25 protein-coding genes are annotated in these 26,468 nt (G+C 61.3%); 14 read left to right on the top strand and 11 right to left on the bottom strand.

Annotated features, from left to right (window positions below; translation table 11 throughout):
* Position 1: 1 nt before the first annotated feature.
* A complete protein-coding gene (locus ACIQLI_RS11445) occupies positions 2–2,929 on the bottom strand; it encodes a helicase-related protein (protein ID WP_400388299.1) in 2,928 nt (975 codons plus the stop codon).
* Positions 2,930–3,426: 497 nt separating this feature from the next.
* Here ACIQLI_RS11445 and ACIQLI_RS11440 point away from each other — a divergent pair, with 497 nt between their 5' ends.
* Both ACIQLI_RS11440 and ACIQLI_RS11435 read left to right on the top strand, forming a co-directional pair.
* The gene (locus tag ACIQLI_RS11440) at positions 3,427–4,134 is read left to right on the top strand and encodes a DUF6308 family protein (protein WP_400388296.1); all 708 of its coding nucleotides are present in this window, start codon (positions 3,427–3,429) and stop codon (positions 4,132–4,134) included.
* 62 nt (positions 4,135–4,196) lie between these two features.
* The gene (locus ACIQLI_RS11435; RefSeq protein ID WP_400388293.1) at positions 4,197–5,498 is read left to right on the top strand and encodes a hypothetical protein; all 1,302 of its coding nucleotides are present in this window, start codon (positions 4,197–4,199) and stop codon (positions 5,496–5,498) included.
* A gap of 234 nt (positions 5,499–5,732) precedes the next feature.
* Here ACIQLI_RS11435 and ACIQLI_RS11430 read toward each other — a convergent pair whose 3' ends face one another.
* A complete protein-coding gene (locus ACIQLI_RS11430; protein WP_400388290.1) occupies positions 5,733–6,674 on the bottom strand; it encodes an EamA family transporter in 942 nt (313 codons plus the stop codon).
* 87 nt (positions 6,675–6,761) lie between these two features.
* Between ACIQLI_RS11430 and ACIQLI_RS11425 the strand changes: the two genes are divergently transcribed.
* Together ACIQLI_RS11425 and ACIQLI_RS11420 are read left to right on the top strand one after the other, a co-directional pair.
* Positions 6,762–7,265 carry a MarR family winged helix-turn-helix transcriptional regulator gene (locus ACIQLI_RS11425; RefSeq protein WP_400388287.1) on the top strand — a complete coding sequence of 168 codons (504 nt, stop codon included), beginning with the start codon at positions 6,762–6,764 and terminating at the stop codon, positions 7,263–7,265.
* A gap of 31 nt (positions 7,266–7,296) precedes the next feature.
* Positions 7,297–7,887 carry a hypothetical protein gene (locus ACIQLI_RS11420; protein ID WP_400388285.1) on the top strand — a complete coding sequence of 197 codons (591 nt, stop codon included), beginning with the start codon at positions 7,297–7,299 and terminating at the stop codon, positions 7,885–7,887.
* Between the two features lie 703 nt (positions 7,888–8,590).
* Here the strand turns inward: ACIQLI_RS11420 and ACIQLI_RS11415 are convergent.
* Together ACIQLI_RS11415 and ACIQLI_RS11410 are read right to left on the bottom strand one after the other, a co-directional pair.
* A complete protein-coding gene (locus ACIQLI_RS11415) occupies positions 8,591–9,316 on the bottom strand; it encodes a hypothetical protein (protein ID WP_400388283.1) in 726 nt (241 codons plus the stop codon).
* 238 nt (positions 9,317–9,554) lie between these two features.
* Complete coding sequence (locus ACIQLI_RS11410) at positions 9,555–12,452, bottom strand: NPCBM/NEW2 domain-containing protein (RefSeq protein ID WP_400388280.1); 2,898 nt, start codon at positions 12,450–12,452, stop codon at positions 9,555–9,557.
* A gap of 320 nt (positions 12,453–12,772) precedes the next feature.
* Between ACIQLI_RS11410 and ACIQLI_RS11405 the strand changes: the two genes are divergently transcribed.
* The 5 genes from ACIQLI_RS11405 (at position 12,773) to ACIQLI_RS11385 (ending at position 16,039) form a co-directional block, all read left to right on the top strand.
* Positions 12,773–13,606, top strand: a complete 834-nt coding sequence (locus tag ACIQLI_RS11405; RefSeq protein ID WP_400388278.1) for an FG-GAP repeat domain-containing protein — start codon at positions 12,773–12,775, stop codon at positions 13,604–13,606.
* A 107-nt stretch (positions 13,607–13,713) separates the two neighbouring features.
* Positions 13,714–13,953 (top strand): PLDc N-terminal domain-containing protein, encoded by a 240-nt coding sequence (locus ACIQLI_RS11400; protein WP_089594046.1) that lies wholly within the window; start codon positions 13,714–13,716, stop codon positions 13,951–13,953.
* A complete protein-coding gene (locus ACIQLI_RS11395; protein WP_400388817.1) occupies positions 13,954–14,457 on the top strand; it encodes a hypothetical protein in 504 nt (167 codons plus the stop codon). It begins immediately after the preceding gene.
* The gene (locus ACIQLI_RS11390) at positions 14,355–14,858 is read left to right on the top strand and encodes a DUF6188 family protein (protein WP_400388276.1); all 504 of its coding nucleotides are present in this window, start codon (positions 14,355–14,357) and stop codon (positions 14,856–14,858) included. The genes ACIQLI_RS11395 and ACIQLI_RS11390 overlap by 103 nt, the downstream gene beginning before the upstream one ends.
* A 104-nt stretch (positions 14,859–14,962) precedes the next feature.
* Positions 14,963–16,039: a hypothetical protein gene (locus ACIQLI_RS11385; RefSeq protein WP_400388274.1), complete on the top strand. Its 1,077-nt coding sequence runs from the start codon at positions 14,963–14,965 to the stop codon at positions 16,037–16,039.
* Between the two features lie 48 nt (positions 16,040–16,087).
* On the opposite strand, the gene ACIQLI_RS11380 is transcribed toward ACIQLI_RS11385, so the two are convergent.
* Positions 16,088–16,393 (bottom strand): winged helix-turn-helix domain-containing protein, encoded by a 306-nt coding sequence (locus ACIQLI_RS11380; protein ID WP_400388272.1) that lies wholly within the window; start codon positions 16,391–16,393, stop codon positions 16,088–16,090.
* Positions 16,390–16,833: a hypothetical protein gene (locus ACIQLI_RS11375; protein ID WP_400388269.1), complete on the bottom strand. Its 444-nt coding sequence runs from the start codon at positions 16,831–16,833 to the stop codon at positions 16,390–16,392. Before ACIQLI_RS11375 ends, ACIQLI_RS11380 begins: the two co-directional genes overlap by 4 nt.
* 181 nt (positions 16,834–17,014) lie before the next feature.
* On the opposite strand from ACIQLI_RS11375, the gene ACIQLI_RS11370 reads away from it, so the two are divergent.
* A complete protein-coding gene (locus ACIQLI_RS11370) occupies positions 17,015–18,202 on the top strand; it encodes a TerC family protein (protein ID WP_400388266.1) in 1,188 nt (395 codons plus the stop codon).
* A 20-nt stretch (positions 18,203–18,222) separates the two neighbouring features.
* Here the strand turns inward: ACIQLI_RS11370 and ACIQLI_RS11365 are convergent, their stop codons facing one another.
* From ACIQLI_RS11365 to ACIQLI_RS11350, 4 genes are all read right to left on the bottom strand, one after another.
* The gene (locus ACIQLI_RS11365; protein ID WP_400388263.1) at positions 18,223–18,825 is read right to left on the bottom strand and encodes a TetR/AcrR family transcriptional regulator; all 603 of its coding nucleotides are present in this window, start codon (positions 18,823–18,825) and stop codon (positions 18,223–18,225) included.
* Positions 18,826–18,852: 27 nt separating this feature from the next.
* Entirely contained in the window at positions 18,853–19,692 is an 840-nt protein-coding gene (locus ACIQLI_RS11360) for an alpha/beta fold hydrolase (RefSeq protein WP_400388260.1), read from the bottom strand.
* A gap of 32 nt (positions 19,693–19,724) precedes the next feature.
* Positions 19,725–20,720 (bottom strand): NADP-dependent oxidoreductase, encoded by a 996-nt coding sequence (locus tag ACIQLI_RS11355; protein ID WP_400388257.1) that lies wholly within the window; start codon positions 20,718–20,720, stop codon positions 19,725–19,727.
* Positions 20,721–20,845: 125 nt separating this feature from the next.
* Positions 20,846–21,838 carry an AraC family transcriptional regulator gene (locus tag ACIQLI_RS11350; protein ID WP_400388254.1) on the bottom strand — a complete coding sequence of 331 codons (993 nt, stop codon included), beginning with the start codon at positions 21,836–21,838 and terminating at the stop codon, positions 20,846–20,848.
* Between the two features lie 80 nt (positions 21,839–21,918).
* On the opposite strand from ACIQLI_RS11350, the gene ACIQLI_RS11345 reads away from it, so the two are divergent.
* On the top strand, positions 21,919–22,374 hold the full coding sequence (locus tag ACIQLI_RS11345; RefSeq protein WP_400388251.1) for a DUF1772 domain-containing protein: 456 nt from the start codon (positions 21,919–21,921) through the stop codon (positions 22,372–22,374).
* Here ACIQLI_RS11345 and ACIQLI_RS11340 read toward each other — a convergent pair.
* Positions 22,371–23,735 (bottom strand): MFS transporter, encoded by a 1,365-nt coding sequence (locus ACIQLI_RS11340; protein ID WP_400388248.1) that lies wholly within the window; start codon positions 23,733–23,735, stop codon positions 22,371–22,373. The genes ACIQLI_RS11345 and ACIQLI_RS11340 overlap by 4 nt on opposite strands.
* Before the next feature lie 192 nt (positions 23,736–23,927).
* Between ACIQLI_RS11340 and phnD the strand changes: the two genes are divergently transcribed.
* Genes phnD through phnE form a run of 3 tightly spaced genes read left to right on the top strand, consistent with a single transcriptional unit; the run spans position 23,928 to position 26,462 of the window.
* Positions 23,928–24,830: a phosphate/phosphite/phosphonate ABC transporter substrate-binding protein gene (phnD, locus tag ACIQLI_RS11335; RefSeq protein ID WP_400388245.1), complete on the top strand. Its 903-nt coding sequence runs from the start codon at positions 23,928–23,930 to the stop codon at positions 24,828–24,830.
* Complete coding sequence (gene phnC / locus ACIQLI_RS11330) at positions 24,827–25,636, top strand: phosphonate ABC transporter ATP-binding protein (RefSeq protein ID WP_400388242.1); 810 nt, start codon at positions 24,827–24,829, stop codon at positions 25,634–25,636. The genes phnD and phnC overlap by 4 nt, the downstream gene beginning before the upstream one ends.
* Positions 25,605–26,462, top strand: coding sequence for a phosphonate ABC transporter, permease protein PhnE (gene phnE, locus ACIQLI_RS11325; RefSeq protein ID WP_354230765.1), 858 nt, complete (start codon positions 25,605–25,607; stop codon positions 26,460–26,462). The genes phnC and phnE overlap by 32 nt, the downstream gene beginning before the upstream one ends.
* Positions 26,463–26,468: the final 6 nt, after the last annotated feature.

The raw sequence follows: 26,468 nt of genomic DNA, 5'->3' as shown, positions 1-26,468 counted from the left end.
TTCAGTGCTCTCCTTCCGCTGGGGTTTTCAGGGGCACGACGACGAGCAGCGGCCTGACGAGGCTACGCTCCGGAGCGAGGGAGGCCACAATCTCCTGCTCGCGCTCGACGCGGGCTCGGTTCTCCCTAAGCCGATGGGTACTCATTCCGGGAAGCTGGGCTTGGCCGTTGATTACGCTCCAGGCGTCCGCACGGGCATGCCATTCATTCAGGCGGCTGGAGGCTGCGGTAGCGGCCGCCTCGAACGCAAGGTCAAGAGAGTCGCGCGTGTTGGTTACTGCCCTGGCGATATAACTGCGGTATTGATCTACATCAGCGACTGCACCGGTGTTGACCGTCTTTTCGGTGAATCCGATCTCGGACAAATAGTCGGCCAGGCTTTCGACTTGCTCGGGGAAACAAGCTGCTCCACCCTGTGTGGCGAAAAAGGCTTGGGAGACTACTTGCCCCCGGCCGTTCATGAGTGTGCCCATCAGGAGGACAGTCGGATCGTCAACATTGGCGCGGACCACGGGAACCTCGTTGCCGGCCATAGAAGCAAGGGCACGATCGCTAGCCCATTCAAGAACAGGGTGCAGCGGGCCGAGGAAGTGGGCCTCAGGCCACGTGCTGGCTTTCTCCCCTTTCGCCGGGATCATGTTGCGAGCCTCTTCGAGCAGGCTCTTGCCCTTCTCCGCGCTCGTTGCGAGCTTGAGCTTATCGGTAACTTTCCGGTCAGCGAGGTAGCTCTGCGGAAGCTGTGCGAGGCGCAACTGGAGATCGCGCGGCGGCTCAAGCTCGGCGATTTGATGCTGCGAGTGGATCTTCCATGCGACGCCTCCACCTCCGCCCGTCTCGGGAAGCTCCTCAGGCTTCCCGAACGCCTCATGGAGGGCATCGTCAAGGAAGTCAAGTTCGCTCGAGTAGAGCCCGACGCCAGCATCAGACGGCACCCGAGGTGATTCGCCGTCGTTGTCCGTCTCCAACTGCTCCCAGAAGGCGTCAAAGAAGCCGAAGTCCTCAGGTTCCAAGTCCTGGCCTTCCTTCACGTCTTTGACGGTTCGGATTGCCTCGTTCTCCTGTTTCTGGCCGGAAAGGACCTTCAGGATTTCCTCTTCTTCGGCCTTGACGCTGTGCTGCCCCATGAGAGAACCGACGTCATTAAGCGCGAGATGAGCTTCATTCTCCCGCTCCATGAGACGAGTGAGTACCTTGAGGTCACCTTGGAAGCGGGCGTGGTCAGGATGCAGCAGGAGTGTGGTGATCTGCGGGCTGTGTTTTTGCCCGTAGCGGTCGATGCGGCCATTGCGCTGCTCAATACGAATGAGTGACCACGGAATGTCAAAGTGGATGAGGTGGTGGCATTGGCTATGAAGGTTCACGCCCTCGGAGGCGACGTCGCCGGTGACGAGGACGCGAATGGGCGAGGCTTCCTGTTTGAAGCTTTCGACAATCTCTTGCTGTTCCACGTCGCTCAACCCACCGTGAAGGATGCGGACGTTCTCCGTTTTCAGCCCCAGGTCCTTGGGAAGGTGCTGGGCGAGCCAACGAAGCGTGGGGACACGCTCGGCGAAGACAACAGCACGCATGTCAGAGTGAGGGCCGACGCCGATTCCTTGTAGGTAGCCGGTGAGTTCCTGATACTTGGCGGACTGATGCTTGAGAGACTCCTCAGTCAGCTGCCTCAGAGTTTGGAGGGCCTCGTGCTCTTTATACTCGGCCGGGAGCTTGGGCTCACCGACCTTCTTGAGGCGATCCTTGACGGATTCAAGGAGAGCGGCAGGGCTCGAGAGGAACGCCTTGGCCAAAGTCCATGGGAAGAGGGAGCTGTTGGCACCCGAGTATGGGGTGTCCCCGGCCTGTGGGTAAAGCCAGGTATCAGCGATTTCCTGAGCTATAGCGTTCTCGGCGGAGCTGGCTGATACTAGGCGATTGTCGGGTTCAAGTCGCTCAGCCCAGTTGGCGCCGACCTCCGTCTTGACCTCCGGGCTGTGACGGTGGCGGCGAATGATGAGCCGCTGGATGTCCTCGGCAGCAAAGCTGCCGTCCGGCCTGATCGCCGTCGGATCGAGGAGGCGGATGAGCTCCGCAAACGATTCCTGTCGGCCATTGTGTGGAGTGGCCGATGCGAGGATCAGAGCCTCCGTATTGGGCGCCAGCAGACGGGCCAAGTCGTTGTTAAGCGTACCTGCGTTCGTGAGGTTATGGGATTCGTCAATGACGACGGCGTCCCACTTCATCTTGCCGAGGTGCGCCTTGTAGCGCGCGGATTTAAGGGTGTCTATCGAGATGATGGCACGTTTGAAGTACGTAAACGGGTTACGAGTAGCCGGGAGGGTTTGGCGGACCTTCTGGATACCGGTCGAGTCGAGCCGCACGAACGGGAGTGCGAAACGGCACCAGAGCTCGTGCTGCATCTGTTCAAGGACGTGGCGCGGGGTGACGATCAGTACGCGCTCGCCTCTTCCTCGACGGGCGAGTTCACTGAGAATCATGCCAATCTCAAGAGTCTTTCCGAGACCAACCGCGTCCGCTATGAGTATCCGTGGGCGCACGTTGCTCGCGTCCAGTGCCCGTGCCACAGCAATGCGCTGATACTCGAGGTCGTCTGCCAGCATGCGAGTTGAAACGGTCAGCGCTTGATGGTCCTGGGGGATGGGTGTCTTACGGAGAGTAGACTCCAGCCAGAGACGGGCCCGGCGATAGTTGGGACTTGAGTCCGCCACGGGTATCGCGTTGGCGGGGTCGACTACCTCAATGTCGTCCAGGTTCCTGAAGAACACCGCTGTCGTGTCTCTAACGAGCTCACTGAGACCACGAACCTTGACGAGCAGCCCGTCGCTTGTTTGTTCGGCCCCCGTGACCAGCCATTCCTCGTCTCGCACGTGGACGATCGATCCCGGGGCGACGTTTAACTCGGACTCGGTGGTCTCGGTGGCAGTCGTTGACACTATTGCTCCTCATTCGCTGCTTCCCCATTCCCCGCCCGACGCGTCGCAGCTGACAAGCGGAGGGCCGGACACAATCTAACCACTCTTTTGCTGGTATTCCTGGACGCTACGTCGTGACGTCACCTCCACTCCGCAGTCCTCGCATCCTCTTGGGACGGCGGCCGCACTTGACCTCTTTTGGCCGCGCAAGCCGCGATCATTGGTTGGACGGGGCGCAAAAGAATCTCGAAAGCGTGATACAACAGCCGAATAGGCAAATTGGGGGGCATCTTGATGGTGAGTTTTGGCCGCTTGCGGAGAGCACGCGCAGACGTACGAAGACGTCGTCCGGTCAGTCTCTGTAGGAGATCGCCGAGGCTAGTACTCACGGTTCCGTCTGCATTCGTCACACCTTCCAGGTTCGGTCCAGGCCAGGGCAGCGATCTCGCTGACCGAGCCCTTAGAACCGGCGGCAAGATACAGATCAACATTTTCCTTACAACCGAAAAGGACGTACGTTGAAACTCCCAGACATACTTGAAGCTGATCGCTTGGATGAGGCTGCGGCACTCGTAAATAAGTACTACACGAAGCTCTACCGCCATGGTCTTCCGCAAACTGGAAGCCGTTTCGATGACTGGGACGGCGGTGGCGACCGCGTCGGCGTCGTGAATTCACTTACTGCCAACGATGTCCTTGCAGTGTCATTTCTCTCCGTTCAAGTACCCGCTTCAGCAGCAATTGGCCTTCTTGAAGCCAACACCAGAGAGGTGACAGGGCTGCTGGAGAAAATTCCGGCCGACCTGGATCTCGCGTCTGTCTCGCTTCATGACTACGAAAGGCTGCTCGGTCCGAACAGCCCCGCTAGTGCCCTGTGGCAGTTGTTGCGCGGGAGCGAAAACACCCGCTGGGGCATTGGACCGACGACAGCAAGCAAAATCATGGCCAGAAAACGTCCGCGGCTTATACCGATCTTCGATTCAGTTGTGGGCCCACTCATGGGCCATCCGACGGCCAAAGGTCAATGGGAGACGTGGCATGCCGCCCTCACTGACGATTCAGGTCTTCCCGCCAGGCTGCAAGCGATCAAGAAAAAGTCAGGAATCGAACAAGGTATTTGTGACCTAAGAACCATGGATGTCATCCTTTGGATGCACGGCAAGGAGCTGGGGATGGTCTTGAGCGATGACAATGATGATCGACTCGTCGGCAATTCGACACCATGAATGTTGTAGGGCGCGTAGAGCCGTAGCCCAGAGTCACTGAAATTAATCTAAGGAAGGCCGCCTTGACCGAATACGGAAAATCAGTTGTGCCAGTTTGGACGCTGACAACGGAAGACATTTCCATCCCAAATCTGTTCGATGAGGAGACTCTTACTCCCGCCAGGCTTACGGAACTCAGGACAGTCCTCGCGGCTTTGGCCACCGCCCCGATCGCCACGCTGGAGATGCACGTCAAACCTGCTTCGCATTCCTCTCAAGGAGGAGTCATGCTCAGCGCCGCCAGCCCGCTTGCACAACATCTCGCGCACCTCGTGACTCGAACGACGCAATCAGCACCTGTAAATGCTGCCGGTGCGGGCGAGGTGCTTTATCGAATGGTTGTTCCGGCAAAAGTCGCGGCGCAGGTCGGACAGGGCCTGGTCAAGCCGATGGTTTCGAAAGCTGCTGCCGGCGGGATTCATAGTGCACTTCGCAGTTCCACGGGTATTGTTTCGAACGCGTCGTTTGTGCCGGTCACGGGTACCGCGGCCGCCGCGGGAGCTGCATCAGGCTCCGCGGTCACAGCAGGCGTTGCCGTCGCATCCGCAGGTGCGCTGACCGTCGCAGCGCCCCTCGTCCTCATGGCGGTATCAGTGGGCATGACCGCTTACGCGGATCATCAAAAACAGAAGGCCATTGAAAAAATTACGGAACTCCTGGAAGAGCTAAAGGAAGACAAACTGGAGGAAGAGCGTGCGTCACTCGAGGCGTGCAGCGACACGATCGACGGTGCGACGACTGTTCTTCTCGATGAGGGTGAATTGGGGCTATCACTCGGACTCGATTCGGCTGTTCATGACATCATCACGGCGTTCAGCAGGGCTCGTAAGCGCCTCGAAAAATGGGAAGTTGACTTGGGCTCCATTGACGGTCCAATAGAATTAGAAGCTCTGACAGACGCGTTTCCTGGAATAGACAAGGACCGTGGCACATTTCAAGCACATGTGGAAATTGCCAAGATGGCCATTGCCCTCAAACGTCGAGTCCTCGTACTCCAAGCAGTAGATCATGCCCAAAGAAACCCCGACAGTCTTTTCAAAAGCTTTGTTAGCAAGCTGAACAGGTCACAACAAGATATCGATGAGTTAGAGTCAAGAATCGCAACAGTGCTCATGAGTTTGTCTCGCCTCGAGTTGAAGAGACCGAGCGGATTCCACGTTTCTAAGCTCAAACCCGGAGAAGTGGACAAGCTAGTGAAATCCATCTACCGCCTCAGAGACCTAACCGCAGGAACAAATTCGGGTAGCCAGGATTCAGACGTTGCGATTGAAATAGAGCAGCACGGTGATGGATCCCTCACCGTCTTTCCAGCTGTGGTTGCCTAAATACGCACGCCCCAGCAAGGCTAGGCCAGCTACTCCCCTCCCCGGTGGGGACCTCCGAGAGAGTTCCCCACCGGCAGCTCAGCTAGACAGTGATTGCCTAGAAGTAGCGGTAACTCACCCAATTCCGGGGGCAGATTCTCACATCAATGCCCATGAGACTTCCACTGCCGGTGGAATGCACACATTCGGCAACGAAATCGTCGTGGATTCACAATCGAATGCGGCCATTACTGATCAACTGAGCGCCTCGGCTTTTCGATGGAGTTTTGGAGCAACTGCAGTCCCCGCCCCCTGCACCAAACCCACCGCCCCCAGCACCAACACGGCCCCCACAATCTGCCACCCTGACAACGACTCGCCCAAGAACACAAACCCCAGCACCGTCGCCACGAGCGGGCTCAGGAATCCCAGGAACGACACCACCATCGTTGGCAGCCGCTGAATACCCCGGAACCACACCGCGTAAGCGGCAAGCGCACCAATAATGCTCAGGTAAGCGAACCCCGCCAGATTCAACCCAGATACCGATCCCGGCAGCCCTTCAACCATCAGCGTCACGGGCAGCAGCATCACCCCACCCATCGCCAACTGCAGGCCGGTAAACCCAAGCAGCCCCACGCCGTCGGGCCTTCCCCAGCGTTTGGTGAGAACTATGCCGGCCGCCATGCTCAGCGCCGCCGCCATCCCGGCGAGCACACCCACAAGAGTCAGCGACGCGTCGGATCGCAGGACGAGCAAGCCGACACCCGCGGCTCCCACCCCGCAGGCAATGATGTGCACCATGCGGATCCTCTCCCCCAGCAACAGCACGCCGAGGAAGAGGACAAACAGTGGCTGGATGGACATGACCAGTGCTGCGAGCCCACCCGGCAGTTGGTACGCGGTGAAAAACAGCAGGAAGAAGAACAGCCCGATGTTGAGCGCGCCCAGCGCCGCAGCTTTGAACCACCAACTCCCCCGCGGCCACGTTCGGGTGACCAACATGAGCACGATCCCAGCTGGCAGGGCCCTCACGGTTGCGGCCAGGAGCGGCCGGTCGGCGGGGAGGAACTCCGTGGTCACCAGGTAGGTGGATCCCCAAACCATCGGGGCAAGGGCGGTGATAAAGAGGTCGCGAGGGGATGCCTTGGACGCCCCAGCTCCCGCCCTGCTGGCAACCGCTGCAGATAAACTCATCTTTCACTTCCATACATTTCGATATCGAACTATTTGATGTAAGACAATGTAGATGCTGTACTGTTTGAGGTCAAGCATTGGAGGACGATGGACCGCGACGCAGTGGACATGATTCTTGAGCAGTGGAACAAGGAGCGACCCGACGTGGACGTCAGCTCCATGGGCGTTCTGGGCCGGCTCAACAGGGCGAGCCGCCTCGCCTCATTGGACGTGCAGAAATTCATGAACCAGTTCGGACTGGAGCCCTGGGAGTTCGACGTCCTGGCAACACTGCGCCGGTCGGCGGCCGAGGCGCCATTGACGCCGGGTCGACTCGCCAGCCTCACCATGATCGGTTCGGCGGCCATGACCAACCGCGTAGATCGGCTGGTATCGCGCGGCCTGGTTCACCGCGAGACCAACCCTGAGAACCGCCGGCAACTACTCATCAGCCTCACGCCAGAGGGACTCGCCCTGGTTGATGACGTGGTGGAGCACCACGTCGAGAACCAGCAGAAGATGCTCGAGGGCCTGTCCAAGACTGAGCGAACACAGCTAGCCAACCTTCTGCGAAAGTTCCTGCTAACCAACCACGACGGCGAACCCTCCTAAGCGGGTAGCGTCACCCATGCGAGGATGAGGCGTGGACACTTCCTCTGAGCAACTGGCGATCGCAATCGGAAAAGCGCTGGGCGGCGGACAGGCAAGCGCCTACACCGGCACCTCGTACTGCCAGAGCGGCAACCACTTGCTGAGGCATACCATTTCGGTGCACCCAAGGGCCTTCATCTGGTCTGCGACCGAGTTGCCTGATGGGGCTACGAGAACGTTCGACCCCCGAAGACTGATAATCCAGACTGACGGCGTGGATGATCCATACGGCCTCTCGATTGAACGCATCCCGTTCTCGTTTCCTGAAGCTGTCCAGCTTTCGTTCCCGCTCTCCCTGCCCATATGGGGTCGGCAACTGGACGACTACCACCCTGTCGCTTGTGAAGTGAACGGCTCGGACACGACACTCCTGCTGAGGCACAGGGTGGACCGGACAATTTTCGGGTCCTTCACCTTCGATACAGAAAGCGGAATCGCGAAAACGCTGTTCACGCCGACGACGGCACTGAAACTGGAGCGTGAGATCCCACCGGAGAACGGAGAACACGACTTCGGATTCGTGTCCGGCTTCGGTGACCCCGATTTGCAGAATCGCCTTCGCCCCGACGAAAACACCCATTAACAACAAGATGGCCTGCAGACGTCAGTCCACAGGCCATCATCAACTTCCCGGTCACTCAAGCTCGCTAGGCTCCTGGCTGGTTTCTCTACGTTTGCTCCGCCGCAACACATAAACGCCGTAGCAACCGAACCCCAGCATGAGCACAGCAGCACAGGCACGCCACCACGCGAAAGGCTGCCAAATCGCGAAGTTGAGGGCCATAACGAAGAACATCACAATTTGCAGTGGATGCGGTACCTTGCTCACCATTTCCCCCTAAGACGATGAATACGCTCTGGTGGTTAGATCTTCGACGCCCCAGCGCTCCTCACTGTGGCACTCCAGATTCTGATGAACCACCATCGTCTGGGTCGGAGAAGTGCCCGAACCTCCTCAGCCACCTATGCACAGCCATGGAGACGGCCAGGCTGAGCAGGGGAACCAGAACGGAACTCCATTCATACCCTCTGAGAAGTAGCGCTGAAATCATCGCCATCATGCATCCCCCACCCAAAGCGGCAGAATACGGTTGTCCCTTCTTGACCGGGACCCATCGCAAGCGTTTGTAGTAGATCGTCGCAGCCACGAGAAGGCCGAGAAGCACTAGAACAGCGAGGAAAACCAGACAACCGGGGACCAGCCCCACGACCGCTACGCCAATTCCCATAATTAGAGACAAAACAACTGAGTATTGCTTGGCCCTACTCAAACTCCTACCTGCCCTTCAGCAACCTCTATTGAAGTCGACTATCATCCCAGCCAAGCCAAGCCCCAGAGCACAGGCAACTGCCGCTGGAGGATAGGCGGCAAAGGGTCCACAGAAGGCGGTATTGAAGGCGAACCAAGCCCAAAACGCTGCCCACGCTGAGGGGCACTGCGGAAAGGAACCCCACCCAAAAGTCGTGGGGGTTCCGGAATCGCTGGTGTACGACGCCATAGCATCCTTGTTGACGATCATTGTCACCCAGTTGCTTGAGTCCGAAGCGGGCCGGACCTTGTACTCTAAGATCTTTTTCTCCATCAGATCGATCATCCCGGTGAGGGCATCAGTTGGCATCGATGCCGCCATGCCCTCGATCTGGACATCTCTATCGAGACCCTTGAAACTCTTCAGGTACTTGGATACTGCCTTAGACGAAGTGATGAGGTTCAACCGAACTTCAAACCCAAGCGGGTCCTGCGCCTTTACCTTTTCAATGGCTTGGTGGAGTTCTTCAGATGCAGCGCGATCTGGGTTCACAACTAGAGTCGATGTGCTGACAGTCTTGTTGTCGTGAGACGCTACAGGTTCCGGAGGAGCGGCATGTGCCGCCAGCGGAACTGACGCCAGTAGCGTTGCAGTGGTCAATATGACGGCAGCTATCTGAAGTCCCCGTTTTCTCCAGGAGACGGACATTTTAGGGGGATTGGACTGGCTTTTTCTTGCCGTGCTGATGCGCCTCAGGATCACGATTACTCCTCACGAAGAACGATCTTGCTCTGACTCGCTCAGCCTGCGCCCGCAAAACGCCCTCTAGGTGGCGGAATCCCCGAAACTAGGTGCTGCCAGTGCCAAATTAGGTGCCGAAAAGCCCAAGAATGAGTGGTGAAACGCAGCGTCTAGGTGGTGGCCTCGAAGCAGAATCAAACAAGTGTGGGATCCGCCCTTCCAGCGGATCCCACACTCGGCTCTCAAGCAACCAACGAAACTACCTCAAACCAGGCGGAACATTCCCCACAGCAATACCCATGATGTTCAGCCCCTCGTTCACCAGTGCGCTCCCCTGCGGCAACGTCACGCTGGACACCTCAAAAGCAGGGGGAATGTCGATCTTCGTGGCAAAGACGCGGGCCGGCTCATCAACCCGCACCACGGTAGACGGCCCGCCGATGTAAGCCTGCGTGTGCCGCTGGTGATACGCCGACTCAGCCACCACCACCGCAGAATCCGTAGCAACCCCGGTGCGCCAGTTCGGCAGCGAAATCGTCACGGTCCTGCTCTGCCCGTTGGTGAAGTGAACTGTCGCCACTCCGGAGGTCACGTTGCCTGTGGAGAATCCCGTCACCAACAATGTCCGCCCGCGGGCCGAAAGAGCCACTTTCTGACCAGCGGCTTTCAACGTGTCCGGTGTCCCCACAGCCGTCGGATGCCACACGGACGAGACGCCAAACGCCGAATACGGCTTCCCGCTCACAAGCCCGGCAGCAGCCAACGCCTCCTCAGAGAACGTCCGACGGTCAGACGTAACAGCCCCATTCCGGGGATTAGCCGAATTCGCAACCGAGGTTTGATTCACCAATGAAGCAAATGGCAAAGGAGCAACAGCAACACCAGGTCCCTGGTAAGCACCAATGTTCGGAGCCCCGACGGAACCGGCACCAGAGGTGGGGTTACCGAAGAAGTCCCTGCCGCCGTCGTCGGCCAGACCAACACCGGCACCGATCAGCGGAGACCCGGAAGCAAGCCGGTACCCGGGAACATCCAGTGTTGTCTGGCCGCTGCCACCGGCAACCAACTTAGGATCACCCAGCACCGAACCAGTCTCCCCCGAGGGCGGCAGGATCCCACCAAAGTACGCGTTGTTCGCGTAAACAGCGGCAGACGATTTGAGGACACCACCAGGTGCCACAAACAGGTTGTTCCGCACCTCGCGTGGGCCGGTCATGTCGTCCAAAAACACACGCGAGGGGCAGTAGAAAGTGTTGTTGTAGACGTAGTGCTTGCCGGTACCGCTGCTGCTGCCGCCCAGACGGCAGTCGTCCTGGGCGATGTTGTAACGAAGCACCACGTTCGCCGCCGTTGCGCCTCCACCGCAGTTGGAGACGCAGTTGAGGTAGAAGCCGCCGGCGTTCCCGTACGAGTAGTTGTACTGGAAGAGGCAGGTTCCCACGATCTTCATGTCGCAGTCCCAGGCGGTGGAATCGTACGTGGAAGTGGTGCTGTTGCCCACCACGTTGAACTGGAACACCGGGTTCTTGGAGTTGTACGGCCACATGCCCGCAAAGTTGCCGCCCTCATAGGGGTGGGCGCCCTGGCCGAGGTTCAGGCCCCTATTGTGCTCGATGAGCGGAGCATCCGAGTTATGGATCACGATCGCGTCGCCGCCCACGTCATGGATCTCGTTCCGGGCAACGTAGACCTTGGTGTTGTAGCGCTCGGTGGTATCGGGAGCGGAGATCTTCACACCACCGCCGGCGGCGTCGTTGACCTCGTTATCGGTGATGGTGATGCCGTCCACCGATCCCTTGCCCCACGTGCGCACCATGATGCCGGCCGACTGCGCAAAGCCAGCGCCGTTCGTAGCCTTATTGCGCCAGGCCGCCACGTCCTCCACATGGTTGCCCGTGACCACAATCCCGGCAGTCTGCGCCGCACCTGTGTTCTCGAAAAGGATCCCAACCCTCCGCACCGGGGTGTCCGACGGGTTCACCACATGCAATCCGCTCACCGTCCAATGGCTGGCGTTAGTGATCTGGATGGCTGCAACCGCGCCGTTGCCGTTGATGGTCGGCTTACCGCCGTCACCGTAGGAGGAGAGCGTGATGGGGTGGTTCGCGACGCCGGTGCCCGCCGGCGTGAGTGCGCCGGTGCAGTCAGTGCCGGCTCGGAACAGGATCGACTCGCCGGCGTTGAACGCGCCGTGGCCGTTCACCTGGGCCATCGAGTTGAACGGGCTTGCCTGGCTGCCGTCACCTGGAGCAGGGGCCGAGCAGTCCACATAGAACTTCGCATCGCTGATCTGCACAATGAACGCGCCGATCCTGCCCGTGGTGGCCACATCGAACGGCCCCGTGCCCGTGGCGACCAGTTCTGTCGCCCCGCCTGCGGCTCCGGCCGGCACCACAAAGGTGATGGCGGCCGCGCCGGTGGCGTCAGCAACGGCGTCGGCCATCTTTTCGCCCCGGAGGCTCAGGCTGACGGGACTCAACGGCTTGAGGTCACGCACGACGACGGTAGCTGGCGTCCCGGGGACCAGCCCGTTGAGGTTGGTCCCCGCCGAGCCCTCGACCCGCAGCGGTGCTGCGATGAACGCGTCCGAGCAGTTGATTTTGGCATCGGCCCAGTCGGCGTGATCGTTGCCGTTCCCCTCCGGGCCGGTCTCCACCTTGAGCTGCAGCGTGCTGCCGCCCTGCAGGTTCACGTTGACGGGCAGGGCGCCGTCCGTCCCCCTTCGCTCTCCCGCGAAGCGCTCGATGCCATCAACCAATACCTTAAAGTCCACTCGACCGCGGTCACCCTGAGTGTCATCCACACCAACTTGGGCGAGGAACTGCCGGCATTGGCCGCCAAGGTTGTAGGTAATGGACGACGCTGCGTGCGTACCAATGCCCTTCGGGTACACAGTGCCGCCGACGGTCAACGGCCGGCGATTCGCATCGCCCGCCGCTTGGCCACCGTTGCTCATGTCCAGTTCCGCCGGTCCCCAACCGTTGGTCATACTCGACCACGGAACGTCGCTGGCATAGACGACGCCGGTGGGTGGCGGGGGTAGTTCGGCTGCGGTTGCGCTTGGGCTGGCTGCGATTCCGGTTGCCAGCGCCGCTGCCGTTAATGCGGTTGATGCGGCTACTGCTGCCAGACGTCTGGCTATGGGGTGTGGGTGCAAGTGGGGCTCCTCATTGAGTGGGTTTCCTCAAGGAGTTTCTTGCGGGGTGTGCGTTTGTGGCAACGAAATGCACAGGTATGAACATGCGGACTGCGGCGTTACCCGGCGATCGGTAACGGACCGGCCGAACCACCCACCCCCTAACAAAAGCCACCCAACACGACTATGCTCCGGTGAATCGTTTGATATCCACGTTGCTACTGGGGGTAACAGTGATGTTCCGATCAAAGTCGACCAAAAATTCCTGCCACAAAACATCCGACAATCGAAGGCGCCCACTTTTCATAGGGACAACTCTGGCCGCCGCCGCGGCATTGCTCTTGGGCACAGCTGCCTTTCCAGCACAGGCAGGCCAGCCGGGCGCACGCGCAGCAAATGTCCCAACAAACAACTGGGATTACGTCAACATCAACACGGGCTACAACGACGACGTCCTCGCACGCGACACCGCAGGCGACCTTTGGGCTTATCCCGGTGACGGCCAAGGCGGTTGGAAGAAGCCCCGCTTCAAGATGGGCCAAGGATGGAACGTGATGACCGCAATCATCGGCGCGGGCAAGTTCCAAAGCGAGTTCAACGACGACATTCTTGCCCGCGATACCAACGGCGACATGTGGCTTTACCCCGGCGGTTACGGTTACCTCAAACCACGGACCAAGGTCGGCGTCGGCTGGAACGCCATGACCGCCATTATGGGTCCTGGCGACTTCGACGGCGACTACTGTGCCGACGTCATCGCCAGAGACGTCGAAGGTCGGCTCTGGCTGTACCCCGGCGATCACACCGGGGGATGGAAACCCCGCCTCCAAATCGGTGTCGGCTGGAACGTGATGACCGCGCTGATCGGCCGCGGTGACTTCAACGAGGACGGCAAAAGGGACGTCATGGCACGTGACACCAGCGGACGGCTGTGGCTCTACCCCGGCGACGGCAAGGGCGGGTGGCTGCCCCGAATGCAGGTAGGCGAAGGCTGGAATGCCATGACAGCGATCGTTTCCACGGGAAGATTCGACGGCCACTATCCGGGCTACTCACAAATCATCGCCCGTGATGCCAACGGAGACCTCTGGCTCTACCCCGGCGTTGGTAGCCGAAACCTCGAACCACGGAAGAAGATCGGGGAAGGCTGGAACGTCATGACAGCGCTGATCTGACCCAACCGAAGCGCGACTAAGCGGCAGGCACCCAAGGCGGCTCCGCCGTCGAACGTCTGCAGCGCGAGTGCTACTTTGTACGGAAGCTGCTGGTTCAGGGGGATGACATGGAAGCTTGGGAATGGGTGTTGGCGTCGCTGGCGGGACTGTCCGCGGTGTTTGTCATGGGAGCGAACCTTTGGGCGATCTTCGATGTCCTGCGTCAGGACGGTCTGGATCAAGCTGCCCGGATCATGTGGGTGATGCTGTTCTTTGTGGTGCCGCTGTTCGGTGTTGTCGTGTGGCTGTACGCGAAGCCTCGGCTGGCTGGTTTGAGTAGTGGCACGCGCCTGAGGAAGACGCTCTAGGTGTTGGGCTCAGCTACTCTCGCCCTGATTGCCGCACGCGCTTCGTGGCTAATCGGGCAGAATGCTGCTGCAGCGGCCATCTCGGCTGCGACGGATGCCCTGGTCGATGGGCACGACGGCCGAGCCCTCCGCGAGCTTGCTGGCGTTTCGGCGCACATCAACGTGTTCCAGCTTGGGGTCCTCATCGACGATGCTCTCAAGGAGCTTGGCGTGGCGACGGGTGACATGACAAAAGACCATGCCCAGCTTGTAGCGGCTTACTATTACGCCAGCCAAGCCATCGAGGGAACCATGCCTGTACGGGAACTCGCGTCGTGGGCGCACCGGGTTGTCGGTCACGAAGGCCACCCCATCGCGCAGGAGTTGGTTGAGCTTGATGACGCATATGATGCGTACGACGGGTGGGGTGGGGAACCCGACGCCAGGCAGGTGGTTATGAGCTTCATGGATGCAGCCGGGCCGGAGATTCAGAAGTGGATGCGACCAGGAGCGGCGAACCAGTGAAACCTTCACATGTGCTTTGGACATGGCCAACGACATCCGGACCGGACGACGTTGTCCGTTGCATGGTCGACTATGCCTTCAGCATTCACACGCAGGGCGGCATTGTCCTCAGGGTCGAGAATAAGTTCATTTACAAGTCAGCTTCCGGCCTAAGTCACCGCCTTAATCCCGCCGGAGAACCTTCCCAGCTGGGGCCTGCGCTCTCGATCGCACGTTCCTCAGTCACGGCGGGGTTCGCTGACGACCGCGGAAGCCTACATGTCGACTTCGCCGACGGTAGCACCGTTGAGGTTTCGCCAGATGAACAGTACGAAGCCTGGACGCTCAATGGGCCAGAGGCGTTGCTCTTGATTTCTTGCCCCGGCGGCGGTCTCACAACTTGGGGTTTGGACACACAGTAACCCCATTGAAAGCATGTTCAAGCGTCAGGCAAGCTGCCGGCAGCAAGGCGGGTTCCGGCGTCGTGATTCAGCGTGCCAGGGTTATCAGCTGCAAGGACGAGGATATGGAGCCGGACATCGAGCAATTGCTAAATGGGCCCCGAGGCCGACGCCTCTGCCTTGAACTCGCGATGGAAATGGACCAGGACATCCGGATCGCCGTCTTCCACCTCGGATACAACCTCGATCCCGGTGCCGGTAGGTCACGAGTCTTGTTGACCATGAATCCCTCCGGAGAGGTGCCGCCTCCCCCGCCGGAGCCGACCGTGGATGAGCTCGCGGCACTGATCAGGTCCTTGGATTTTCGGAGCATCACGGACGAGCTGGTTCAACACGCCCTACAACGCGCCGTGGATACCGCCAGATACTGGCAGGAGCCCGACGGCGAAGACGTCCTCGCCGCCGCACCCGAGATAAAGAATGCCCTATGCCACGTCGCGGAGGGCGTTCTCGGGACCTCTGCGGCAGAATCGTGGACCCTTGAGGCTGAGGTGAGGCAGTGGAGCATCGATTGGCGTTCGGCGGGAGACCCTGCGCCACTCGCCGGAAATCCCCGTCAGAAGCTGGCAGAGTGGGCGCGCAATCAACGAAGCGGAGAGGTCCGTGCTGCATGGGAACGCCCTGCAGACATCAGGGCCAACGTGGGCGGCGAGTGGTGGTCGATACCCCACAACCTCATGCAGTCAACCGGGCAGATTCCCCAGGGGCTGAGTCTGGTGGAGGACTCGTTGGGGTGGGAGAACGCCACCGCCATCCCTGTCGCAGGAACAGGCAGGATCCTGGAAATCGAGTCGGCAGAGGTCTGGATCGAGCTGTGCAGGATGTTCCCACTCGAGGTGACTGCGTCTCGTAGGCACGACTGGTTCCGCACCACTGGCCGCCATGGCCGCTGGGTCATCCCCGACTGGGAACGGGCAAGCTCACGTTGGGACGCTGTGCACCTCCCCATCAACGGCTACCTGCACCTTGCTGGGCGGGCGCTCGACGTGGACCCTGTGGAAGGAACGGCAAGTGTCATCGCCGGATGGAACCCCGACACCACGTTCTGGCTCAACGACGTAGTCCGCGAATCCGGGGAGCCCCGTCAGCATTGGCACAGGCCGCATAACCAGGACGAGTGGCAGTTGGCCGCAGGAGGTTAGCTGACCCACCCACGCAACCAGCCGCCGTCGTGCACTAACAAGACACCGTCAGCCGCCCGCAATCTCCCGCAGCGTTTGCAAGTGCGCCGCCCACACGTCCCGCCCCGCAACAGTCAAACTCGTGGAAGTCCTCGGAAACTTCCCAGCGAAGCTCTTCTTGATCTTCACAAACTCGGCCTTCTCCAGGATGGCCAGTTGCTTACTGAGGACCGAGTCGCTGACCTGGATGGCGTCGCGCAGGTCCTTGAAGTCCAACGACTCCGCCTTTGCCAGCGCAGCCATGATGGAGAACCGGACCGGTGAGTGCACTACCTCGTTGAGCTGGTGGCGCGGGTGTTCCGCCGGCGTGCTCATGCGCGCAACTCACGGAAGGCGGCGGCGAGGCCAATGACGGCCAAGGCGATGGCTGCAGGGATGAAGAACCACAGGTTTCCGTCGCGGAAGAAGTAGGCACCAACCACCAGGGCTACAACGTACAGCGCGAAATACGCGAACAGGGACGTCAGGAAGCGCCTGGTGAATCCGGCTTTGGTGGACCGCTGGAACATGGGCCAGATGCACGCGGTGATGGCACCCCAGGCACCCACTGAGCAGGCCAACAAAGGGGCTCCATATCCAGTTACAAGCACGATGTGCATCCCCATCATGAGCAGTGACCCCATGATCGCGAGGCTGGTGAACGTGACGGCCGCTGGCCAGGCGGCCGCGTTGACTGACGCGGTGCCCAGTGAGTCGGCCCTCGCAAGAAGTTCGCGTGCCTCAGCTGGTGTCATGCTGCCGGTGGTCTCGTTCATGGTTTCCCCCAAAGTTGTGCGGATCAATAACCCAAACATAGGAAAGTACTTTCCATGTTGTCAAGTACTTTCCCATGACGAACTAGTTAGCGCCCGCCCCACCACTCCCGGTAAATTTGATTCCAAGAGTTTGACCCTCGGTGAGCAACACCACTCGCGCGCCTCACGAAAGCAGGATCATATGACCGTCTCTCCCCTCATCTGGGGCATCACCATCGTCGTCATTTTGGCGCTCTTGGCCTTCGACTACTTCTTCCATATCCGTAAGGCACACGTCCCCTCCCTCAAGGAAGCGGCCATCTGGTCCTCCATTTACGTGGGCCTGGCTGTGCTCTTCGGCGTCCTGGTGCTGATCTTCGGCGGCGGCCAAATGGGGTCCGAGTACTTCGCCGGCTACATCACGGAGAAGGCCCTCTCGGTCGACAACCTGTTCGTGTTCCTCATCATCATGGCGAGCTTCAGGGTGCCGCGTGAGGATCAGCAAAAAGTCCTGCTCTTCGGCATCGTGTTCTCGCTGATCGCCCGCACCGGCTTCATTTTCCTGGGCGCCGCGCTGATCAACTCGTTCGCGTGGGTCTTCTACATCTTCGGCCTCATCCTGCTGCTCACGGCAGGCAACCTGCTCAAGCCCGGCGACCACGGTGACGGCCAAGCCAACAACTTCATCATCCGGCTCGCCAAGAAGCTCTTCCACACCACGGATAAATACGACGGCGACAAGCTCTTCACTACCGTCAACGGCAAGCGTGCCCTGACTCCCATGCTCCTGGTCATGGTGGCCATTGGTGGCACGGACATCCTGTTCGCGCTTGACTCCATCCCGGCGATCTTCGGCCTCACGCAGAACGTCTTCATCGTCTTCACCGCGACGGCGTTCTCACTGATGGGACTGCGTCAGCTCTACTTCCTGATCGACGGCCTGCTGGACCGCCTCATCTACCTCTCCTACGGCCTGGCAGCCATCCTCGCGTTCATCGGCGTCAAGCTGATCCTCCACGCCCTGCACGAGAACAACCTGCCGTTCATCAACGACGGCGAACACGTCAACGTCATTGAGATCACCACCGGCCTCTCGCTGAGCGTGATCATCGGCGTCCTGATCGTCACCGTGGTGCTCTCCTTGATCAGCCCAGCGGGCAAGGCCCAGACGGCCATCAACAACGCCCGCCGCCACGCCGTGGACTACCTGGACCTCGACTACACCGCTGACGCCAACGAGCGCGAACGCATCTACCGTGCGCTAACCGCTGAGGAAGCGCAGATCGTCCAGATGCCGCTGAAGTACCGGAACAAGGCCAAGGACGTGGACAAGATCCGCGAGCAAGTGACCGAAGCCCACCGCCAGCACGAGGCGTTCCTCAACCGCTAAGGCCAGCCAAAGCTGAGAAGTCAGGCGCCCAGGAGCACGCTGATCTGATCCCGGATCCCGTCGCCAACCTGGGCGTCTGTCAGTTCTTTGGTGGCCGAGGACGTCATGCTGATGAACATGATCGCGGAGACGATCCGAGCCAGCTTCGCGGGGTCGCGGGCCAGCAGTTGCTCGTCGCGGCCCAGGACGTCGGCAATGGCCCCTTCGGTGCGCACGGTGAGTGACAACGCTTCTGCGTGGTGCGGCTCGGCGGGATCCCCGAAGACAATCTCCTTCAGGTAAGTCCGGCCGTTCTCGATCTGGACGCGGTTGCACTCGATGATGGGCCGGATGATGGCCATCACCGCATCAACCACCTCAGTTTCAGCGGCCGCCGCGTCTACTCCCTTGGTCAATGCTTGGGCGTACTTGACGTTGTGCACCAGCAGAAGCAGCTCCGCCTTGGTCTTCGCGTACAGGAACAAGGTTCCCGAACCGACGTCGGCCTTTTCAGCTACTTGCTGGGTGGTGACCTCATCCACTCCGTACTGGGTGAAAAGCTCACGGGCTGCCGCGGTGATGCGGTCAAGCTTCTCCTGCTTATTCCGCTCACGTCGGCCAAGGGTCTGGGGCGCAGGCTGCATGGAGCTACCGTATCAGCGGGCGCCACATCAGCGGCCCAGGAATTCGAGGGCCACAGGGACAAACTTGTCGTGGAACTGGAAGATGCCACCGTGACCGGAGTCAGGGTAGATCACCAGTTCGCTGCCGGGAATCCGGCGGTGCATGTCGCTTGAAAGCACTGAGGGCACCATGCGGTCGTTGTCACCGTTGGCGATCAGCGTCGGCTGGGTGATGACACCCAGATCGGCCGACGGCGACAGTCCCCACCGGCGGATGGCTTTCAGTTGCGTCTGGAATGCGCCGAGCTTGAAGGGTGCCTCCCGGTTGGTGGTGCGTTCCTTGAGTCGATTAATAAATGCCCGGGCGGCGGGCTTACCGGTTGCGTTCCTGTTGAAGAACAGGAACTCCTTGGGGTCCTGCCGGGTGAGGGTGCCCCGAAGAACGTCGTAGTAAGTGATCCCGATGATCTTCTGGATGCCTTCCCCACCCGCAGGGCCGGTGCCGGCGAGCACCATCTTGCGAACAAGCTCCGGGTGCTTGAGGACCAGCGCTTGGGCGATCATGCCGCCGAGGGAGAATCCGAAAAGATCCACCTGCGGATAACCGAGCGCCTGAATGAAGGCAGCGGCGTCGTCGGCCATGCTTTCAATGCTGTCCGGAACGCTCCCCGTGGATGCACCCACACCTCGGTTGCTGAAGGTGATGACGTGGTGCTTCGCGGCGATGGGATCGATGATGCGCGGATCCCAGTTGTCCATGGTCCCGGCGAGGTGGATCAGGAAGACCACCGGAACCCCGCCCTTGGGCCCCATCTCGCGGTACGCGTAGGTGACGCCGCCTGCCGTCACTGTCTTCGCTGGTACCTGAAAATACTGTTCACTGCTCATGATGTTTGTCCTGTCGGGGTGTTGGTTAGTGGTTAGAGATGGCTGACGACGGTCTTGCCGCGGACGCCGCCCTTTTCCAGGGAAGCAAGGACATCGGCCGTCTGTTCGAACGGCACCACGCGGCCCAGGACCGGCTTGATGTGGCCGGCATCAATGAGCGCAGCAATTTCCCTCAGCTGATTGCCGTCCGCTTGCATGAAGAGGAATTCGTAGCTGACACCGAGGCGGCGGGCCTTGCGGCGAATACCGGAGCTCAGCAGGGTCGTCACACCCAGCAATACGAGGTTTCCACCCAGCTGTCGGGCGAAGCCGGCATCCGGCGGCCCAGCGATGCCGATAGCCTTGCCGCCCTTCTTCAAGACCTTCAAGGACCGCTCCAGGTTCTCGCCGCCAAGGCTGTCCAGGACGAGGTCGTAGTCGTGAAGGATCTCCACGAAATCCTCGGTCCGGTAGTCAATCACCACGTCAGCGCCGAGCTCGCGAACAAAGTCCTTGTTCCCGGCGCTGACCGTGGTGGCTACCGTTGCGCCCAGGTACTTGGCCAGCTGAATGGCAATGGAGCCCACTCCCCCGGCGCCGGCATGGATGAAGACCTTCTGGCCGGGGCCAACGTTGCCGCGCTCCACCAGCGCCTGCCACGCCGTCAAAGCCACCAGAGGAAGTGAGCCAGCTTCTTCCATGCTGATGGTGGCCGGCTTGATGGCGAGGTCTTCCTCGGCGACAGCGATGCGCTCAGCAAACGTGCCGATGCTGTCCTTGCCGGGACGAGCGAAGACCTCATCACCGGGCGTGAAAGACCGCGCCTTCGGCCCCACCTTCAGGACCACACCGGCAACATCGTGGCCAAGAACCTGCGGCAGTTTGTACGGGAGGATCTGCTTGAACTCCCCTTGCCGGATCTTCTCGTCCAGCTGGTTCAGGCCGGCCGCGTGAACCTCGACCAGCACATCGTGATCGCCGAGCACCGGCTCCGGGACGTCGATCTGCTGCAGGGGTTCCTTGTACTGCTTGAGGACGAAGGCTTTCATGCGGGTTCTCCAATGACTTATTTACTGACTTAACTCAATTATGAGCGCACTCAGTTATTTAGTCAATGTTTAGTCCCACAGGCCCCGCGGCCGAAGTCAGTTCTCGGCGGCAGCTTTCCCGACGCTCACCGGCGCCGGTCCCCTGCAGATGATTTACCCGCCCCTTCCATTCGGCCGCTTGCCGCCTGCGCGGACCGCCGGTAGCCGCTCGGGCTGACGCCGTATTCACGCGAGAACGCAGCACTGAACGTAAAGGCATTGCTGTAGCCAACCTCCTCCGCGATGACTGCAGTAGTCGCGTTGCTGGAGGCCAACCTGTCGGCAGCCAGCGCCAGTCGCCAGGCGCTAAGGTACGCCATGGGCGACTGCCCGACGGCGGCACGGAACCGGGCGGCCAAGGTGGCCCTGGAGACGTGGCACCTAAGCGCCAACCCGGCCACGGTCCACGGAGCCGCCGGCGCCTGGTGCAGGAGTTCGAGGGCCTGGGCAACCAAAGGTTCGCGGGTCGCATTTGCCCACGTTCCCTGAGGTGCGTCTCCCCGGTCCACGGAGGCACGCACAAGGTTCAGCAGGAGAAGATCCAGGACCCTGTCCAGCGCACTATCCTGTCCGGGTCGTCGATGGGTGAGTTCCCGTTCCAGCATTCCCAGCAGGCCGCCGTCGAGGTCTTCCTCCCCGAAGACCGCCAGCCGGGGCAGCACAGACGTGACCAACTGGCCCACAGCCGCCGGCGACTGGTACGTGCCGATGAGCAGGACTGTTTGGCCGACGGCACTGTTGCCCCACGTCAGCACACCCCGGGAAAACGTGAGCTCCAACTTTTCGCCACTGGGGGTGCGGCAGGACTGGTCTGCATCGATGACCACGGTGGCGCCCCTGCCGGGAGCATCACCCACGATATACGACTCCGGCCCACGGACGGTCGCCGCCTGACCCTGCCGGAGGAGTTGAGGTTCAGCGCCGTCGGCAGTGAGCCAAGCTTCACCGCTCACCATGACGATCACTGTCAGGGCGGCCTGGTCCTGAACGTCAATGGCGAAGGGCGGATCCATCACCACGCGGAGGGCAAATGCCGCCTGCGCCCGAGGACCGGTGAGGAATTGCGAGAGTGGGTCCATGCGGCCAGCTTAGACGCCAGCGTATGAAAAGTGGACCCTTGACTATTCATCGTCCACGCCGGCGAAGGCATTCTTGAGGCATGACAACTTTGAGCACCTGGCTTCCCGTAGCGGCCGGAACTGGTTCGGCCTTGGTGGGCGGCTTCTACTTCGCCTTCTCCGCACTCGTGATGCCCGCCCTTCGCCACCGGCCCGCGAGTGAAGCGGCCAGCACCATGAACTCCATCAACCAGAAGGCGGTAACCCCGCCGTTCATGATCTTGTTCTTCGGCTCGGCTGCCGCCTCCGCCGGCGTGGTGATTGCCGCCGTCGTCGATCCCGGGAGCCAGCCGCCGCTCCGGGTGGCCGGCGCCGCGGCTTGCCTGGCTGGATTCCTCTCCACCATGGCGATCAATGTGCCGCTCAACAACCGCTTGGCCCAAGGTTCCAGCCAGGATTGGGACCAGTTCCTGCGGGGCTGGGTTCCGGCCAACCACCTGCGCGCAGCCCTGTCGATCGCAGGCGCGGTGGCGTTGCTGATCCCGTTGAATCCCTAAACCCCGGGCTTCCGCCACATGACAGCCAGCACCAGCACCACAGCACTGAGTCCCAGCATCACCAGGACCATGATTCCCCAGTTGGCCTGGTTCACGCCCGGGCCGTAGAGGACACCGATCAATACGGTGGCCGTGATGGCTCCGAGGTAGCGGCACGTCTGGAAGATTCCGGCAGCCACTCCCCTCTCCTCGGGACGGGCGGACACGTACAGGCCCTGATTGGAGGCAGTGCTCACCACGCCATAGGGCACACCCATCAGCGCCGTCAGCACGAACACCAGCGGAGCCCACAGCGTCATCGTCAGGAATCCCAGCGTCCCGGCCGCAACGGTCAGAATCAGGACGCCGGTAATCAGCACAGGGCGCACGCCAAACCGCTCAATGAACCTCACCGTCAATGGCGTCACCACCACCGACAACGCCGCAAGGGGCAGCATCAGCAGGCCCACCACACCGGCGTCGTACTGTCCTGCCTCCTGCAGCAGCTGCGGCAGGCCGAAGAACGCGAAGTAATAGACCCCGCTGAAAACGATAAACAGCAGGTAGACCAGCAGCAGCGGACGGTTCCGGCCCAGCAATCGAAGGTCCAGGAACGGCGGCTGGAAGCGCAACTCGCGCCAGGCGAAGAGCGCGCCGATCACGGTTGCGGCGCCCAGCAGGTACCAGCGGTAGCCGGGCATCACATTGAGAAGCGCCATCATGGCGAGCATCAGCGAGGTGACGAAGGCGAGGATGCCGGGGATATCGGAATCGCGGATCAACCGGCCAAGCTTGCCGGTCTCGCGCCCGGAATCCACCGGCGCCACTTTGTAGACCACGATCATGGCCAGCAATGCGATGGGCACGTTGATCGCGAACAACGCCTGCCACCCCACCAGGCTCACCAACAGCCCACCCACTACAGGTCCAACGGCAGCGGCCGAGGTGTTCGCCATCTGGATCCGGCCCAGCGGCCGCGTGGACGGCAGGTTAGCCAGCCGGCTCAGCTCGGTAACCATGACGACGGCGGACGGGTACGCCGTCGCTGTCCCCACGGCCATGAGCGCGCGGGCCACGCAGACCAGCGCGAAGTTGGGGAGGAACGGTGCGATGGCGCAGGTGACCGCGACCAACGCCATGCCGAACATGAACAAGCGGCGCGGACCGAAGCGGTCCGCGAGCCGGCCCATGAGCGGCTGACCTGCGGCGGACGCGAGGTAGAACGAGGTGATGACCCAAGTGACCGTGGCGACGTCGAGCTCGAAGTGCTCCCTCAAGACCACCAGCGCGACGGCGATCATGGACGAGTTCAGCGGATTCAGCGCCGTGCCGAGGCTCAGCGCAGCGATCGCGAGGCCGGGGCGGGGTTTGTTGACGGTCACCCGCCTAAGTCTGCTCCACGGTTGCCTCGGGTTACGAAACGGGGCCACAGGGCGGACTTACCCCAGGGATGAGAGGCGAGCGCAAACAGTTAACCTCCCCGCCATTTCAAGTACGGCAGTCTCGTAATTCCGATTCAGATACTGCTGGTTTCGTAATTCCGTCACCCCCAACACATGACGGAAGGCACCACCATGCACGCTCGTGCAGGCATCATCGCAACTTCGTTCATCGGCCTCCTGGCCATCGGCGCACTCGCTGGCTGTTCCGGCGACGCCAACGCTGCAGGCGCCGACAACAAAAGCAGCACCGAGCTCGTCTTCGCCACTCCCCCAGGGACCGACGATCCCGACGAGCAGGCCATCATGGCCGACCTCGCCACCATGGTGGGCGACGCCTCGGGCCGCACCGTGACCAACCTCCAGCCGGCCGACTACTTGGGCGTCGTCGAAGCCGTCCGCAACGGATCCGTGGACATCGCGGTCCTCAGCCAGTTCTCCGCGGCCCTCGCCTACAAGACCGACAGCGTGGACCCGCTGCTGGTATGGCCCGCCAGCACCGAACCGGCCAGCTTCTGCCTGGCCAGGAAGAACAGCGGCATCCAGTCCGCGGCAGACGTGAAGGGCAAGCAGGTTGCCTTCATCGACCCCGGCTCCACCACTGGCTACTTCATGCCCAAGTCACTCCTGGCCAAGGCGGGCCTCACGGACGGCACCGACTACAAGAGCACCTTCGCCGGCTCCCACGACTCCGCCATCCTGGCCCTCGCCAACGGCAACGTAGACGTCGCCTGCACCGCCCGCCAGCTGTACCCCACGTTCGTGCAGAAGGGTGTCATCAAGGAAGACGAGATCGGCATCATCGCCAAGTCGGACCCCATCCCCGTCGGCATCTCCATCGTGGTCCGCAAAGGCCTGGATAACGAAGCCCGCGAAGCCCTTAAAGCCAAGCTCCCCGTCCTCATGACCGGCAACGAGAAGGTGTCCAAGACCTTCGGTATCACCGGTGAGCCCACGGCCGACCCGGAATTCAGCACGTACGCACCGCTGGTGGACGTAGCCGAGTCCATCGGCGTAGACCTCCAGGACCTCCGATGAGCCTCTTGTCACCAACGGAAAGCACGACGGCGGCGCTCACCCCTGCCGGGACGCCCACCGTCCGCGCGCGTCGCTTGCGGGTCCAGTACGGGGAGCAAGTTGCCCTGGCCGGGATCGACCTGGACGTCTACCCCGGCGAAGTCGTGGCGCTGCTGGGCCACTCCGGCTCGGGCAAGTCCACGCTCATGAAGACCCTCACCGGGATCGCTCCCTTCACTGCTGACGCACTGGAAGTCGCCGGCCGCTCAGTAGCCCAACAGAACCCGACCGGCCTGCGGGAGCTGCGATCCGACGTCGGATATGTCTTCCAGCACTTCAATCTGGTGCCGCGGCTGACCGCCCTCACCAACGTGCTGACCGGCGGGCTCCACTCGGCCGGGCCGTTGAACATGCTGGGCACTTTCAGCAGGGCGCAGCGGACCATGGCGCTGGAACTGCTGGACCGCGTCGGCCTGGCGCATAAGGCCAAGCAGCCGTGCCGGAGCCTGAGCGGCGGTGAGCAACAGCGCGTCGCGATTGCCCGCGCCTTGATGCAGCAACCACGCCTGATCCTGGCCGATGAACCCGTCGCTTCGCTGGACCCGCGGCTGGCCGGCAACATCCTTGGGCTGCTCCGCGACATCGCCCGGGAAGAACAGATCCCCGTGATCGTCAGCCTGCACGTCGTGGGTCTTGCCCGCCGCTATGCCGACCGCGTCCTGGGGCTGCACTCCGGGGAACTCGTCTTCGCCGGCCCCGCCACCACCATCACCGAAAAGGAGGTGCACCAGATTTATGGAACAGACACTGAGCTCCTCGAAAACTGAAGCCCCCGCAGACAAAACCATCAACACCAGCCTCCCGGAAGCCGACCGTCTCCGGCTGTCCCGCCCCTTCGGCCTGCCCACGCCACGCGGCGCCGCGCTCTGGGTGATCGTCGCCGTCGTGCTGGTCTGGGCAGGAATGGGCGCCGGGTTCAATCCCGACAAACTGCTCAGCGGCATCCCCAACATGGGCAACTTCCTGGGCCGCCTCTTCCCGCCGACGTTCGACAAGTTCGGCATCATCGTCAAGCTGCTCGTCGAGACCTTGCAGATGGCTTTGGTGGGCACCGTCCTCGGCGCCTTGGCGTCGCTGCTGTTGAGCTTCGGCGCGGCCAGCAACATCGCCCCGCGTTGGGTCTACACCTCCTGCCGGGCTGTGCTGAACGTCCTGCGATCCGTCCCGGAGCTCATTTTCGCGCTGATGTTCGTCTCGGCTGTTGGATTGGGCCCGTTCGCCGGCATCCTCGCGATCGTGCTGGGCTCAGTGGGTTCGATCGGCAAGGTCTACGCCGAAGCCATGGAATCCGTGCAACCCGGGCCCGTGGAAGCCCTGACCGCCGTGGGCGCCAACAAGCGCCAGATCATCAGCTACGCCGTCCTTCCCCAGGCCGCGCCGCTGCTGGTCAGCTATACGCTGCTCCTTTTCGAAGGCAACGTCCGCGGCGCCACGATCCTCGGATTGGTGGGCGCCGGCGGCATCGGCTTGGAGCTTACTACCGCAATGCGCATGTACGATTACGGACACCTCTGCGCCATCATCATCAGCATCGTCGTGCTGGTCACCATCATCGACCGGGTCAGCGCCTTCATCCGCGCCAAGCTCAGCTAGGACACT

This window comes from Paenarthrobacter sp. NPDC091669, assembly GCF_044756725.1.
Taxonomy (GTDB): Bacteria; Actinomycetota; Actinomycetes; order Actinomycetales; family Micrococcaceae; genus Arthrobacter; species Arthrobacter bambusae_C.
This window is presented reverse-complemented; position numbering and strand designations above follow the sequence as displayed.